General features: G+C 43.1%; 13 protein-coding genes. 6 read left to right on the forward strand and 7 right to left on the reverse strand.

What is annotated here, in order from left to right:
• Positions 1–11: 11 nt before the first annotated feature.
• The 4 genes from clpX to UCH003_RS12790 are packed head-to-tail and all read right to left on the reverse strand — an operon-like array spanning position 12 to position 3,601.
• The gene (gene clpX, locus UCH003_RS12775; RefSeq protein WP_041962813.1) at positions 12–1,244 is read right to left on the reverse strand and encodes an ATP-dependent Clp protease ATP-binding subunit ClpX; all 1,233 of its coding nucleotides are present in this window, start codon (positions 1,242–1,244) and stop codon (positions 12–14) included.
• Positions 1,237–2,028 (reverse strand): acyl-ACP--UDP-N-acetylglucosamine O-acyltransferase, encoded by a 792-nt coding sequence (lpxA, locus tag UCH003_RS12780; RefSeq protein ID WP_060826785.1) that lies wholly within the window; start codon positions 2,026–2,028, stop codon positions 1,237–1,239. The genes clpX and lpxA overlap by 8 nt, the downstream gene beginning before the upstream one ends.
• 1 nt (position 2,029) lies before the next feature.
• A complete protein-coding gene (fabZ, locus tag UCH003_RS12785; RefSeq protein WP_039671944.1) occupies positions 2,030–2,479 on the reverse strand; it encodes a 3-hydroxyacyl-ACP dehydratase FabZ in 450 nt (149 codons plus the stop codon).
• Between the two features lie 33 nt (positions 2,480–2,512).
• On the reverse strand, positions 2,513–3,601 hold the full coding sequence (locus UCH003_RS12790; protein WP_060826786.1) for an epoxyqueuosine reductase QueH: 1,089 nt from the start codon (positions 3,599–3,601) through the stop codon (positions 2,513–2,515).
• 213 nt (positions 3,602–3,814) lie between these two features.
• On the opposite strand from UCH003_RS12790, the gene UCH003_RS12795 reads away from it, so the two are divergent.
• On the forward strand, positions 3,815–6,697 hold the full coding sequence (locus UCH003_RS12795; RefSeq protein WP_060826787.1) for a DUF748 domain-containing protein: 2,883 nt from the start codon (positions 3,815–3,817) through the stop codon (positions 6,695–6,697).
• Between the two features lie 9 nt (positions 6,698–6,706).
• Here UCH003_RS12795 and bcp read toward each other — a convergent pair whose 3' ends face one another.
• Positions 6,707–7,171 carry a thioredoxin-dependent thiol peroxidase gene (bcp, locus tag UCH003_RS12800; protein ID WP_060826788.1) on the reverse strand — a complete coding sequence of 155 codons (465 nt, stop codon included), beginning with the start codon at positions 7,169–7,171 and terminating at the stop codon, positions 6,707–6,709.
• Between the two features lie 158 nt (positions 7,172–7,329).
• On the opposite strand from bcp, the gene UCH003_RS12805 reads away from it, so the two are divergent.
• From UCH003_RS12805 to UCH003_RS12825, 5 genes are read left to right on the forward strand one after another with little or no spacing between them, the layout of a single operon-like run.
• Positions 7,330–8,244, forward strand: a complete 915-nt coding sequence (locus UCH003_RS12805; RefSeq protein ID WP_060826789.1) for a branched-chain amino acid transaminase — start codon at positions 7,330–7,332, stop codon at positions 8,242–8,244.
• Positions 8,245–8,261: 17 nt separating this feature from the next.
• Entirely contained in the window at positions 8,262–9,353 is a 1,092-nt protein-coding gene (locus UCH003_RS12810; protein WP_060826790.1) for a prohibitin family protein, read from the forward strand.
• Positions 9,350–10,033, forward strand: coding sequence for a bifunctional phosphoribosyl-AMP cyclohydrolase/phosphoribosyl-ATP diphosphatase HisIE (hisIE, locus tag UCH003_RS12815; RefSeq protein ID WP_060826791.1), 684 nt, complete (start codon positions 9,350–9,352; stop codon positions 10,031–10,033). The genes UCH003_RS12810 and hisIE overlap by 4 nt, the downstream gene beginning before the upstream one ends.
• Positions 10,023–10,559 (forward strand): DUF2393 family protein, encoded by a 537-nt coding sequence (locus UCH003_RS12820; RefSeq protein ID WP_060826792.1) that lies wholly within the window; start codon positions 10,023–10,025, stop codon positions 10,557–10,559. Before hisIE ends, UCH003_RS12820 begins: the two co-directional genes overlap by 11 nt.
• 9 nt (positions 10,560–10,568) lie before the next feature.
• A complete protein-coding gene (locus UCH003_RS12825; RefSeq protein WP_060826793.1) occupies positions 10,569–11,111 on the forward strand; it encodes a DUF2393 family protein in 543 nt (180 codons plus the stop codon).
• On the opposite strand, the gene UCH003_RS12830 is transcribed toward UCH003_RS12825, so the two are convergent.
• Together UCH003_RS12830 and purF are read right to left on the reverse strand one after the other, a co-directional pair.
• Positions 11,108–12,070 (reverse strand): TIGR01212 family radical SAM protein, encoded by a 963-nt coding sequence (locus UCH003_RS12830; protein ID WP_060826794.1) that lies wholly within the window; start codon positions 12,068–12,070, stop codon positions 11,108–11,110. The two genes, UCH003_RS12825 and UCH003_RS12830, sit on opposite strands and share 4 nt — an antisense overlap.
• On the reverse strand, positions 12,070–13,407 hold the full coding sequence (gene purF / locus UCH003_RS12835; protein WP_041962678.1) for an amidophosphoribosyltransferase: 1,338 nt from the start codon (positions 13,405–13,407) through the stop codon (positions 12,070–12,072). Before purF ends, UCH003_RS12830 begins: the two co-directional genes overlap by 1 nt.

A 13,407-nucleotide genomic window follows, 5' to 3' on the forward strand; every position in this document is an offset into this window, starting at 1 on the left:
CAATCCTTTATTTACGCACTTTTTTTATCTTTTTTGACATAAAGCGGTTTATCGCCTTTTAAAACGACGTCTTCGGTTATCACGACTTCGTAACCGGCAAGTTCGGGAAGTTCGTACATAACGTCAACCATAATATCTTCCATAATACTTCGAAGTCCGCGAGCTCCCGTTTTACGTTTAATCGCAAGCTCCGCAACCGCACTCAAGGCTTCTTTCGTAAACGAGAGAAGTACGTTATCGATGGCAAAGAGCTTTTGATATTGTTTAAAAATAGCATTTTTAGGTTCCGTTAAAATTCGCACCATATCTTCTTGCGTAATAGCAGAAAGTTTTGCGGTGACATGTAAGCGACCGATCAACTCCGGAATCAAACCGTAATGTACCAGATCGTCGGGCTCGACTAAATCAAAAAGTCCTTCGTCTTGACTTTTAGTACGTTTTTCCTGCTCAAATCCGAGTACGTTTTTGCCGATACGACGTTTAACGATCTCTTCGAGTCCGTCAAAAGCACCGCCGCAAACAAATAAAATATTGGTCGTATCGATTTGAATAAAATCTTGGTTCGGGTGTTTGCGTCCACCCTTAGGAGGAATATTAACGACGCTTCCTTCGATAATTTTTAAAAGTGCTTGTTGTACACCCTCTCCCGATACGTCTCTGGTAATCGAACGATTTTCGCTCATACGGGCAATTTTGTCGATTTCATCGATAAACACGATACCGTGTTCGGCTTTTTTAATATCGCCGTTCGCACACTGAAGTAGCTTCGTCAAAATATTTTCGACGTCTTCGCCGACGTATCCGGCTTCGGTTAAACTCGTCGCATCCGAAATAGCGATGGGCACGTCTAAAAAGCGCGCCAACGTTTGCGCCATAAGCGTTTTACCGCTTCCGGTCGGTCCGATTAATAAAATATTGGATTTCGAGATTTCCGTATCGTCTTGAATCGTGCTCTGTTTAAAAATACGTTTATAGTGATTGTAAACGCCCACCGAAAAAATCTTTTTCGCTTGGTCTTGACCGATGACAAAATCGTCTAAAACTTTTTTGAGCTCTTTGGGGACGAGAAGTTCTTGATTAAACGCTTCGTCATGGCTTAATGCGGCGGTCGTCTCAGGAATATCGCCGAAGAAAATTTTATACGCCGAAATGACGCAATGTTCACAAATAAAAACATCGTCGCCCGCAATCAACCTCGTATCGTTGCTCTCTTTCGTTCCGCAGAAACTGCACTCTCTATTCACCATTATTTTTCCTCTCAAATGGAATGCCGCGTTTGGACTCCATAATAAATCGACACATTTGTACGACGTACGCGTTAGAAGCGTTTTGCAATAACAAGGTCGCCGTCTCTTGAATCGGCTGACCCGATTCAAACAATTTTCGATACGCCGCCTTCAGCTCGTCGATATCTTGACGTTCCAAATGACGACGAAGTCCCGTAAGGTTTAAGCCGCGCAACATCGCACGATTGCCTTCCGCTAAGCAAAACGGAGGAATATCTTGTGATAAGGCCGAAGCTCCCGCAATCATCACGTAATCTCCGACTTTAACGAACTGATGAATCGGCGTCATACCGCCGATTACCGTGTGATTCCCCAATTCGACGTGCCCCGCAAGCGTCGCCGCATTGGCTAAAATACAGTGATTGCCGACATGTACGTCGTGCCCGATATGCACGTATCCCATAAATAAATTGTAACTACCGATAACGGTTTTTCCGCCGCCGCCCGCCGTTCCGGGATTGAAAAGCGTGAACTCTCGAATTTTATTGTAATCTCCGATAATCAGCTCGACTTCTTCTCCCGCATACTTTAAATCTTGAGGAATCGACCCCAAAACCGCATGCGAAAAAATCTGGTTATGTTTACCGATCGTCGTATTACCGTAGATGTGTGCGCCTTGCGCTATTTTTGTGCCTTGCCCGATCTTCGCTTGACTTGAAACATAGCAAAATGCGCCTATTTCGACGTCTGCGCTAATCAAAGCCCCGTCCTCGATGATAGCAGTCGGATGAATGTTCGACATGTTATTTATCCACGATCATTGCTTTGAGTTCCGCTTCCGCCACAAGCTTTTCGTCAACATACGCTTTGGCGTCGAGAACCCAAATATTTCCTCTATGCTTGATCACGCCGAGTTTATACACCAGCTGATCGCCTGGGCGAACCGGATTCCTAAATTTTGCATTATCGATACTCATAAAATAAACGACTTTGTTTTTCGTGTCTTCTTGTTTTTCGCTATCCATACTTTGAAACGCCAAAACGCCGCCGGCTTGCGCCATTCCCTCGATAATCATGACTCCGGGATAAATCGGGTGTTCTGGAAAATGCCCTTGAAAAATATGTTCGCCGATCGTCACGTTTTTGAACCCCTCGATGGATTCTCCCGGCGTCAATCCCGTAATACGATCAATCAGTAAAAAAGGGAATCGGTGAGGAAGTATTTTTTGAATCTCTACAACATCCATTAACATCTTTAAAAACCTTATTAACAAAATTCAAATATTTTAGCTAATAAATACTAAATTTTCTCTAATGTCGGAGTAGCTTACGCTCTCGATAAAAAGCGTATATTCCCTCTCATCAAGCGTGTCAACGATCATAATCGGACTTAAAGAGAGTACCGCGGAGGGAAACAAATGTGAACGAACTTTCATTTCACATTCAAGATCGGGAGGATTTCTTAGCATCTCTTTGACATCGCAAAAGCTTGTATTTGCCGCCTCGTTAAACCGATCGATCGTTACGAAACGTATCTCTTCTTTGGTTGCGTACCCCACACCCGATACGCTAAAAGCCACCCGTGTTTTGGATACTTTTTTCTGACAAGTCGAGTAAAAAAGAATATAACTCGGAACGATTTCTTGCGCATCGTTTTGCAACCATGCCCGTAAAAGACGGTAATTTAAAAATTTTTCCCGCACAAGACGAAACGGCCGACGTTCTTCTTCCGCACAAATCACCGCTTCATAAAGACGTAAGCGCTCTTCGATCGAACCGGGCAAACATTGCGGACGCAAAGGAGAACATAATTCGTCGGCAAAACGTTTTTGCTGTTCGCGTTGTTTAGCAAGAGCAAACACGCACCCGCAATAGTTTTGATGATAAAGCATTGCGTCTCGCGCTAAAGCAAATTGCGCTTGCGTACCGCCGTCTTTTCGAAAATCGGGCACGACGATTGCTAAACCGTATTTTTGTGCAATCGTTTCTAACGCTTGTTCTAACTGCTGTAAGGACTTTTTAGGACTTGTTAGTAAAGTGGTCGTAATGATTTTTTCCCCAAGTTCCAGTGCTTTTTTAGCACTCTCTTCTAACCTGTTATCAAAACAAACATTGCAACGTTTGCCTTTTTCGGGTTCATGTTCCAAGCCCCTTACTGCATTGATCCATGCCTCATAATCGTACGAACCTTCCCATAAAACGATGCCTAATTTTCGGCAACTGCGGCGAACGTCCAAAAGACGTAAACGGTACTCGTCGTAAGGATGAATATTCGGATCGTAAAAAAAACCGATCAGCGGTTCGTTAGGATACGCTTCACGTAATTTTTGAAGAAAAAAATGGCTATCGACCGAGCAACAGATATGAACGAGCATGCATGCTTTCTTTACGAAATAAATTTGCTAAAAGTATACCATCTCTTTGCTCTCATTCGTATACGCACTAGGTAGTATTCTTCTTTATGTAATGATGTATAAAAGACCGTATCGCGCTAGCAAAAGCAATGGCAACCTCATAAAACTCATAGTTTTAAAAAGATTTTTTTGTTTTTAGTGTATAATAATTTCAATCGATAACAGGAGTGTTTTATGCTCACAAAAAATATGAAAACGATTGTATTTTGGCTGATTAGCCTCCCGTTGTTTTATACACTGTGCGGTTTCGTGATCCTTCCGTGGTGGGTACGCACACAACTTCCTTCGCTCCTGCACGAAAAAGTCGGCATTCTTCTCAGCGTCGAGCATGTTCGCTTTAACCCTTTTACGTTTGAAGTCAATCTCGAGTCCTTGGCACTGCTAGACTCTAATGCTACTAAAGCTCTTAGCATCGGACATGTCTATCTCAATTACGATCCTTCGGCTCTGTTTAAAAAAGAGTTTTCGATTAAAGCGGTTCACATCGACAATCCAGACATCGATCTAAGCCTCGATCAAGAAGGTTCGCTCAAACTTCTCAAACTTTTTCCTAACACGCAAACGCAAGAGCAAGAGAACAACGCATCCGAAACGACAACCTCTCTTACCATGCCGCTCATCGTCAAACATGTGGAAATTCACAATGCGCATACGCTTTTTCAAGACCCAAGGGGTGAACATCCTTTCCAATTTGAAATCGGACCTATCTCCTATACTGCCGATAATTTGAGTTTCTATAAAGACGATTTGAGCCTTCATGCGATCAAAGCCGTTTTACAAAATGAAGAAAAACTCTCCATCGCGAGCAGCCTTATTATTGAACCGCTTATTTTTTACGGAGAACTTAACCTAACGAAGCTACCGCTTTCTACGCTTTGGGGTTACACCTTAAGCGCTCTTCCCGCAAAGCTCTCTAAAGGCGATCTAACGCTTCGCATTCCTTTCTGGATCGATTTAAGTAAAAACTCGCCTTCCGTGCTCATCGAAAAAGGCTCTTTACTGGTCGAAAATACCGAATTTACCGACGCAAATCAATCCGTAATCCAAATCCCTTCACTCAAGTTAGACGGAATCGATTTTGATCTACAGGCTTCACATGTCACTATTGCGGAAGCATCTTTGACGCAACCGAATATTCGTTTGCAACTTGAAAAAGCGTATCACGTCAATTTTGAGAGATTGTTTACGCCCGCTTCCAAGACAAACCCAACAGACAAAAACACAGCAACCTCATCCTCTTCCACTACGTCTTCGCCGTGGAGCTTTGCACTCCGTCGACTTTACGTCGATTCGGCTCGCGTACATGTCGTCGATCAAAACGTGAAATCTTCGCCTATCGATTGCGCTCCGCTTTCTTTAATCGTCGATAATATCACCAACGATACCCATCAAACGATTGCATTCGATCTCAACGGCACGATCGATAAAGAGGCTTCTTTGAAGCTCAAAGGCACGTTTCTTCCCGCTCGTTCCTCCTTGGATATGCGCATTGTCGCCGATACGCTCTCGTTAGAAAAAACACAACCTTATCTCAAACCCTTTACGACGGCATTGATCCAAGACGGCTACGTTTCGCTCGATACGCTACTTAAGGCCTCGTTTGATCAACAAACCAAGCTCGACGTTCAAGGCGATATCACGGTTTCAAAGTTTTCGCTTGCAGATCGCTTTAAAACACCTTTGGTTGCGTGGGAGAGCTTGAATTTAAGCGCATTATCGTATACCTTAGACCCTGAAGTAATGCGTATTCAAAAAATAATGCTTGACAAACCTTACGTAAATTTGGATATTAAAAAAGACCATAGCACGAATTTTGCCGACCTTCTTGTCCAACAAAAAGCCCCTCCTACGACGACTCACGATCAAAAATCCGTCTCCAAAGAGAGTGCTTTGACGCTTTTTTTAGGCAATATCTCTTTAAAAAGAGGAACGGCGCATTTTCAAGACGCTACATTGCCGATCCCTTTTGCAACATTTGCGGATAATCTCAACGGCTCACTCTCCACGCTCGATACGAAAAGTACAAAGCCTTCGACTCTCAAAATAGAAGGAAAAGTCGATAAATACGGCTATGCAAAAATCGACAGTACCCTATTGCCCTTCGACATCAAAAACCATGCCAATCTCAAAATAATCTTCAAAAACATCGCGATGCCTAAATTGACGCCTTATTCTGGAAAATTCGTCGGATATGCGATTAAAGAAGGAAAACTTTCGTTGGATTTGAACTATAAAATTAAAAAAGGGCTCATGGAGGGTCAAAATAAGATCAATTTAGACTCTTTGGTCTTAGGAGAAAAGATCGAAAGCGAAGATGCCCTCAATCTACCGCTAGACTTAGCGATAGCACTTTTAAAAGATTCAAAAGGACAAATTGATCTGGATCTTCCGGTCAGCGGAGATCTTAACGATCCGGAGTTTCGTTACGGAAGCGTCGTTTGGAAAGCAATCGGCAATCTCATCGGAGGCATCGTTACCTCTCCATTTAAACTTTTAGGCTCTCTTTTGGGCATTGAAGCCGAAAATCTTCAAAGTATCGACTTCGCGGCGGGTGAAGCCGTACTGATTGCTTCGGAAGAAGAGAAAATGGCACAGTACCGACAAATTTTGGAAAAACGATCCGCCTTAAAGTTGCTTATTACTCCTAGCTATAACGAAACACTCGATATGCAGGCTTTAAAAGAAAACAACATAACCGCACAAATCGAACAAAAGCTCTCTAAAAATAGCACGGAAGACGCTTATGCCCGAGCCGTGCAAAAACTCTTCGTTCAAAAATACGGAGACGATGCGTACGGTACGCTAATGAAACAGTGCAAGGAAGAACAACTTGATCCTCCCGCTATTAACGATCGCCTAATCGCTAAAATTGCCGAAACGGTCGTAATCGATCCCGCAGTCCTTCACGCCCTTGCTCAAAAGCGCGCCGAGGCGATTGTCCAAAAGCTTGCAAAATCCTATAACATCGCTCCCGAAAGACTCATTAAACAAGAGGTACAAGCGGTAGACGCACAGCGAGAATCATGGATTGGGTGTGCAATTTCCATTAGCAATTAAGAAGGCGCTTTATACGAGCGCCTCCAATGCTTTTTTCACTTCACTTGCGTGATCTTTCACTTTGACGTTAGACCAAATCTGTGCGATTTTTCCCTCGGGGTCGATCAAAAACGTCGAACGCACGATCCCCATATACTCTTTGCCGCAAAACTTTTTCAGTTGCCATACGCCGTAGCGTTGTGCGATCTGGGTGGTTGAATCGGACAAAAGCGTAATGTCTAATTTTTGCTTTGCGATAAACTTTTGATGCGACGCCGTGCTATCGGGGCTAACGCCCAAAACGACCGCTCCTAGAGTGTCAAATTGCGGCAAAGTTGCCGTAAAATCGCATGCTTCCGTTGTACATCCGGGGGTGTTATCTTTGGGATAAAAATAAAGAACAATCCACTTCCCCGCCAAATCGCGAAGCGAAATTTCAACGTCGTCTTGGTTGGGAAGCGTTAATTCGGGGGCATTATCGCCGATCTTAAGCATCAATCATCCTTACATGTAGAATTTTTGTAGCATCTTAACATAGATTCACACGATCTTCTTTAAGATGACGGTATTGATTTTAACCCTAAAACTATCTTTAATTAAAGTTTAGCTACTATAATTTCTCTTTACAAACGACTTCACGATAAGGCTAGACAATGGATAAAGCACAATTTATTTGGATGGACGGCAAACTAGTTGCGTGGGATGATGCAAAAGTACATATTTTAACCCATACGCTTCACTACGGTAACGGTGTTTTTGAAGGTACCCGCGCTTACATGACCAAAGAAGGTTTGGCCGTTTTCAAGCTTAAAGAACACACGAAACGCCTCTTAAACTCGGCAAAAATTACACGCATTAAGGCAAATTTTTCACAAGAAGAGTTAGAACAGGCTCACCTTGAACTTTTAAGAGCCAACCGTTTTACCGCCAACGTTTACATTCGCCCTCTCATTTACCTCGGATACGGCGTCATGGGACTTAATCATATCCAAGCACCCGTTAATACGGCTATTGCGGCATGGCAATGGGGAAGCTACCTCGGCGACGAAGGATTGGAAAACGGCATTCGCGTTAAAATCTCCTCGTTTACCCGAAATCCTGCCAAATCAATGATGGGAAAAGCCAAATCGGCTGCGAATTATCTCAATTCACAAATGGCCAAATACGAAGCTTTGGAAGCCGGCTACGAAGAAGCTCTTTTACTTGACGACGAAGGATTTATCGCCGAAGGTAGCGGAGAGTGCTTTTTTATCGTTCGAAACGGTACGTTGATTACGCCTCCAAACGATACGTCTTTAGAAAGCATTACGCAAGCGACCGTACTGGATTTGGCTAAAGAAGCGGGTATCCCTATCGAGCGTAGACGTATCACTCGCGATGAAGTGTATATCGCAGACGAAGCATTTTTTACGGGAACCGCCGCAGAAGTAACGCCGATTAAAGATGTCGATAACTATGTCATCGGCGATGGAAAACGCGGATCTATAACCCGTCAACTTCAAGAGGCTTATTTTGACGTTGTTTACGGACGCAATCCAAAATACAAGCACCTCTTAACATTTATTTAATTAACCAAAGGAACGATATGCCAGCAGATTTGAACGACTATTTTAAGAAAAAAAATAACGGCGGCGGTTTTGGAGGCGGAGGCGACAACGACAATCGTACGCCTTTCAACGTCGAACCTCCCGATTTTATGAAAAACTTGGGAAAGAAAGCCGGACTGATTTACGTCGTTATTGCGATCATCGTTATTTTTATTATCGCTAAACCGTTTGTGATTATTAATTCCGGCGAAATGGGAATTAAAGCGACGACGGGTAAGTTTGAACCGATTCCGATGGAACCGGGATTTCATCTTTTTCTTCCGTTTATTCAACAAGTTTTTATCGTCGATACGAAAGTACGTATTATGAACTACTCCTCGACCGAAGATTTGGGCGAAGTGGTACAACGCGGTTCCGGCATTAAACGCAATGCCGCAATTTCCGTTTTAGATGCTAGAGGTTTACCCGTTTCGATCGAACTGACCGTACAATACAAGCTCGAGCCTTCAACCGCACCGCAAACGATCGCAACATGGGGTATGTCATGGGAAGATAAAATCATCAATCCCGTCGTTCGCGATGTGACGCGAAGCGTTGTCGGTAAATTTAACGCCGAAGAACTTCCGCAAAAGCGCAATGAAATTGCCGTCAATATCGAAGAAGGTATTCGCAAAGCGATCGATGCCCAACCGGGTCAACCCGTCGAGCTTTTAACGGTTCAACTCCGTGAAATCGTACTTCCGGCTAAAATTAAAGAGCAAATTGAACGCGTACAAGTTGCACGCCAAGAAGTCGAACGTACAAAATACGAAGTCGAGCGCGCAAATCAAGAAGCCCTAAAACGCGCCGCCGAAGCGGAAGGTCAAGCCAAAGCCAGAGAGATTAACGCACAAGGTCAAGCCAATGCAATTAAGATCGAAGCGGATGCCGATGCTTATGCCAATAAAAAAATTAGCGAAAGCATCTCCGCTCCTTTGTTAAACCTCCGCCAAATCGAAGTTCAAGGCAAATTTAACGAAGCACTCAAAGAAAACAAAGATGCGAAAATCTTCTTAACGCCGGGCGGCTCGGTTCCCAACATTTGGGTCGATACGAAAGATAGCCAAAAAGCTGTTAGCGTCGCCAAATGAGTACCGAACTTTTAAAAACAATCGACTGGGGGAAATTTCCCCTTCTTCCGGTAATCGCTCAAGCGTATGATACGCAAGAAGTTCTGATGTTCGCATACATGAACGAGGAAGCGTTGAAACTGACGTTGGAGACGGGAATTGCGCACTACTTTTCGCGTAGTCGCCAAACGTTATGGAAAAAAGGTGAGACGAGCGGACATTTACAGTATGTCAAAGAAGCTTATTTAGATTGCGATAACGATACTTTGCTCATCAAAGTCAAACAAGAAGGCGTCGCATGCCATACGGGACGTATGTCGTGCTTTTTTAATCGCGTCGATATCGACGAGGCACCTAAAGAGCCTCAGACCGCTATCGAAGCATATTCGATCGCCGATACACTCTATCACATTGTTCAAGAACGAAAACATGCCGATCCGAAAAGTTCTTACGTCGCTTCACTGCTTCAAAAAGGCGATAATAGCATGTTAAAAAAAGTCGTTGAAGAAGCGGGCGAATTTTGTTTTGCATGTAAAGACGGTGAGCAAGAAGCTATCATTTACGAAGCGGCGGATTTGATGTTCCATACGATTGTAGCACTCGGAGCAAAAAATATTCACCCCGATCGTATTAAACAAGAGCTTAAGCGTCGATTCGGCTTAAGCGGCATCGAGGAGAAAAACAGTCGCAATGCTCATTGACGCGCTTAAAATTTCACTCTTAACCTATTTTAGAAATTTAGGTTTGTATGATTATCTAGCGTTTGCATGGCTTATCGTGACGTTTTTAACGCTGATTGCGTTTGCGATTTTGATCGCTAAACGCTCTTCAGCACTCTCCGTACTTATTATTATTCTCTCTTTGATCTTCTTTGCCGTCTCACCTTTTTTGATTCATTACAAACTCAATGCACTTTTACGCCAAAACGTTACGGAAATTACCATGGTTAAAAAGCTCGTATTTTCCGATACCCTCATTGTCGAAGCCACCCTTCAAAACCTCTCCCAAAAGCCCTTCAAACGCTGTTTGATTCAAACAAGTGCAATCAAGCAAACTTCCGCAGAAGGAATTAAAGCTTGGATGACTCGATTAAAGCCTATCGCAAATCAGTCGATACTAGTCCAAGAGAGTCTTTCCCCGAATGAGTTGACGAATATTCGCATTCTCTTTGATGATTTTACCTATCAAGGAGATGTCAACGCTACTTTAAAGGCGGAATGTTATTAAGGAGACCCAATGACTTATTTTACGATTTTACATTGGATTGCCGTTTCTATTATTGCCGTACTGTTTATCCTTTTTTTGGTTTTAACATTCCAAAACCGTGACGAGAAATCTTCTTTAGCGGCACCTATTTTAACCAACATCTTGGCAATGTCGATTCTCACTTTTTTCAGTATTTATGTTTTAGACAAATACACAAAATTGGCACAACTTGATAACGTAATTCAGAAAAAAATGCTCGTGAACGAATCGTTTGCTATCAGCGGTCAAATTCGCAATATCGGGAATTTTCAGATTGCACAATGCACTTTAGAAGTCAAAGTTTCCAATAACGCTATCGAAAAGACGGGAACCGACAGTGCTATTTTTGTACCCAAATCGGCGTTAGATAGTTTATTTAAGCGCAAAGATGAAGATATCGGCGTCGAGACGACCAAAGAATTCGTCATTGCCGAAGATCTTCGTCCCGGAGAATTACGTAACTTTACGGTCTTTATGCGCTATCCGCCCTCTTTTAGCAAGCCTTATACGCGTTATGAACTTTTCTGCCATTAATATAACCAACCCTGATGGGCAAATGCTTGGCGAATAGCATACATTTGCCGATGTTTATCGTAACACCAATCGGGTGCCAACAACGACGTATCGCCTATGCCGGCACTCACGCGCTGAATCATAACATGTGAAGGAAGAAGTGCTATCGCTTTAACGAGCGTATCAATATAGACCTCTTCCGTAATCGGCGTAAACGTCCCTTTATTTAAATCATGCGCAAGAGCCGTTTTTTTGACGACATAAAGCGGATGAAACTTGAACGATTGTACATCAAGGCTGAGTGCAAATTTGACGCTTTCAAGCATCATTTCCTGCGTCTCTTGCGGTAATCCGAAAATCATATGGGTGCAGACGTTCAATCCATACCGACGCGTCATCTTAATACTTGAAGCAATATTGGCACTATCATGCCCGCGATTGATACGTTGCAACGTTGTATCAAAAGACGATTGCACGCCGTACTCCACCCAAATTTCATGTGTTTGCGCCAGCTCAGCCAAATAGTCTAAAATGTCCGGAGAAATGCTATCGGTACGTGTACCGATACTCAAACCGATAACGTCTTCAAAACCGAGAGCCTTCGTATACAATGCCTTTAACGTCTCTAAAGGAGCATACGTATTGGTAAACGATTGAAAATAGACGATAAATTTTTTTGCTCCAAACTTTTTACGTAAGCTATTTTGGGTTTTTTTAAATTGTGCCTCAAGCTGTAAAAGCTGAAAGTCTAAATAAGGGTTATGGGAAGTATTCGGTTGCAAAAAAAAACGCTTCGGTTGTTCTTTGCTATGCCCCAAGTTGGGGCTAAAGGACTCGTTTTCGCAAAAAATGCATCCGCCTTTAGCCACACTCCCGTCAATATTCGGACATGTAAATCCAAAAATCGAGATCGGAACTTTATAAACGTTGACATTAAATTTTTCTCTAAAATACCGCCCCGCGGTTAAAATAGCGCGCATTATTTAATAAAATAGTTTCCATCAAAACTCACGAGCGAATAGTTCATATCGTTTCCGATGCTCTCTTTAAGGGCTTCAATACTTAAAAAAGCTAACGAATCGGCTCCGATATACTCGCGTACTTCTTCCACGTTTTTGTTGGCACTGATCAGCTCTTTGTAGCTTGGAGTATCAATACCGTAAAGACAAGGATGCTCGATCGTAGGAGAAGCGATACGCATGTGAACTTCCGCCGCACCGGCACGTTTGAGCATTTTTACAATCTGTCGCGACGTTGTTCCTCGAACGATACTGTCGTCAATTACGACGATTTTTTTACCTTCTAGAATTTTATGAATCGGAGAGAGTTTAAGTTTAACTTTTAAATCGCGTACCGCTTGCGTAGGCTCGATAAACGTTCTACCGACATAGTGGTTACGCACAATCGCCATTTCAAAAGGTATACCGCTTTGTTGAGCGTAGCCTAATGCCGCACTCACGCCGCTGTCTGGAACGGGAATCACGAAATCCGCTTTTACGGGTGATAGATCCGCCAATTTCATTCCCATTCGTTTACGCGCCGCATAAACGTTTTTGCCTTCGATCACGCTATCGGGACGAGCGAAATAGATAAATTCGAAAGCACAAATATGCGGGTCGGGTTCAAAAAGTTGAATGCTTTCAAACGCTTCTTGTCCGTGTCTAAAAATAACCATTTCCCCCGGTCTGACGTCTCGAATAAATTCGGCATCAACCAAATCTAGCGCACATGTTTCACTGGCAACGATGTAGCCGCCCTCTTTGAGCTTTCCGATCGAAAGCGGTCTAACCCCGTAACGATCACGGATTGCAAACATCTTGGAACGACTTTGAATCAAAAGACAATACGCACCCTTAATGACGTTTAACGCTTCGACAATACGGTCTTTAAGTTTATCCTGTTGAGAACGTGCAATCAAATGAATGATATTTTCGGTATCCATCGAAGATTGAAAAATAGCACCTTGTTCAATGAGGCGACTGCGCACTTCATGCTTATTGATCAAATTTCCGTTATGCACGATCGAAATATCGCCGAGTTTATAACTTGCAGCAACCGGTTGCGCATCTTTAACCGAATCGCTTCCTGCGGTTGAATAACGGTTATGACCGATTGCCATATCGCCGTCTAGAAAAGTGAGTTTTGTTTCGTTAAAAACTTCGGTAACAAGTCCGTTATCTTTAATCGTACGGATTCTTTTTCCGTCACTTGAACTGATTCCTGTTGCCTCTTGACCTCTATGTTGCATCGCAAATAACGCATAATACGCTATTTTGGAAGCATGTTTTACATCAAATACACCGACAATTGCACACAT

Origin of the sequence: Sulfurospirillum cavolei (assembly GCF_001548055.1) — a bacterium.
GTDB lineage: Bacteria > Campylobacterota > Campylobacteria > Campylobacterales > Sulfurospirillaceae > Sulfurospirillum.